Source organism: Limnohabitans sp. Hippo4, from assembly GCF_003063605.1.
Lineage (GTDB): Bacteria > Pseudomonadota > Gammaproteobacteria > Burkholderiales > Burkholderiaceae_C > Limnohabitans_A.
The window spans coordinates 1-1,145 of sequence record NZ_NESE01000017.1 but is presented as its reverse complement, the minus strand read 5'-3'; the positions used below and the strand labels follow the sequence as shown (position 1 = coordinate 1,145).

Below are 1,145 nucleotides of genomic sequence, written 5' to 3'. Positions count from 1 at the left end.
GGTGTAGTTGGTGTAGTTGGTGTAGTTGGTGTAGTTGGTGTAGTCGGTGTGGTTGGCGTTGTAGGCGCAGTAGTAACCGAGCTAGAGATGGCGCTGGCCAAAGCCGAGACCACCGCCTGGCTGGCACTGGTAGCGTCGGCTGCTGTGCTGCCTTTGCTAATCGAAGTAGACGCCTGCGCAATGACCGTAGCAACTTGCTGTTGCACTGACAGCAGTGCAAGCGCAGCTTGCTTATTGGCCGTGCTATCGGTGCTGCTAGACAGTGAGGCCAGAGGATCAAAGCTGAGCACGTCCACAGTGCTTGGAATACCAAGCGCCGTTTGCACTTGCGACGTTGCGGCAAACAAATCAGTGGCCAAGCCCTGTGAGACCATCGACTCAATCAAGGTGCTCAAAGGCGTGACCAGCGTAACGCCAGCAGGTGCTGTTAGTACACCAGTGAAAGCTTTGCCTGTGAGCAAGTCGGTGCCGCCGGTGGCAATGAGCTTTCCCGCAGGTGCGCTAGGGGGCAGCACAATGTTGCCCGATGCATCCGTTTTGCCAACGTACTCACCCGGGTCTTGCTTACCGTTGCCATTGGCATCTACCAGCACGCTAGCGCCAGAGATATAACCATCGATGAGTGTCAAAGAGATGCCTGCATCTTTGACAGAAGCCAAGAACTTATCAAGCGCAGCGTTGGCAAGCTCTGCCGACTTGGCCGTGTCTTTGACAGTCATCAAAATAGAGTTGATCGCCGCCTTGGCCACAGCGCCTTCGTCGAGTGCGGCCTTCTTGGCCGCCTCTGCAGCCGCAGAATAACGCTGCGCCACTTGCTCACGCTGCGTCATGGTGTCTTTGCCAGGCCCGCCTACCGTTTGCATGGCCAGTGTCACCAAGCCTTCAAAGGTGATGTTGCCGTCTTTAACGTACTTGCCCCAGAACTCTAAATCGGGATCTGACAGTTGCAAGCCCCAACCGTTTTTTGCCAACATGTTGATGACGCTGGCATGACTAGAGATAGAAGCAACATAACCCAAATAATCGTTGATGATGCTGTTGAGCCAGACCCATCCTTCGGCTTCAATCTTTTTAACGAATACATCTTGCATCTGCACGTCCATGGGCACGCCAAGGATGGTGAAATGCAACTTTTGAAGGGTTTG

At 54.1% G+C, this 1,145-nt stretch carries 1 pseudogene; it reads right to left on the bottom strand.

The features are described from left to right. Window positions 1–1,145, bottom strand: a pseudogene (locus tag B9Z46_RS15170) (hypothetical protein); the annotation flags it as partial.